Origin of the sequence: Adlercreutzia equolifaciens, assembly GCF_029076695.1 — a bacterium.
In the GTDB taxonomy this organism is placed as follows: domain Bacteria; phylum Actinomycetota; class Coriobacteriia; order Coriobacteriales; family Eggerthellaceae; genus Adlercreutzia; species Adlercreutzia equolifaciens_A.
The window spans coordinates 1-315 of the sequence record NZ_JARFIK010000268.1; the positions used below are offsets into that span (position 1 = coordinate 1).

General features: G+C 71.4%; 1 protein-coding gene. It reads right to left on the bottom strand.

Translation table 11 applies throughout. The features are described from left to right. A partial coding sequence (locus PZH32_RS12360; RefSeq protein WP_275208545.1) for a hypothetical protein occupies nucleotides 1-315 on the bottom strand: 315 nt, incomplete at both ends.

The following is a 315-nucleotide window of genomic DNA, read 5'->3' on the forward strand; positions in this document are numbered from 1 at the left end:
GCCGCCCCGCACACCAGGTACTTGCGGCGCATGGCCCGTGCCTCGCGCTTAAAGGCCGCAGCCAAAGGCTCGGCCTCGTCCGACGCCGAGGAAGTGCTCGCCTCGTCATCGACCGCTCGAGTGCCCTCCTTTTCGGGAGCCTCCATTTCAGCCACGGCCATATCGTGGCGCAACCGCGCCTTCAGGCCCTCCGCGCCCTTCTTCGCCCCCCGCGAACGCGCCGCTCCTTCGCTGCCGGCCGCCCCGTCAGCCGACACCTCCTGGCCCGGCGCCAGCACCACCTCGGCCTGGCACGGCTCGGTCGGCTCATCAAGC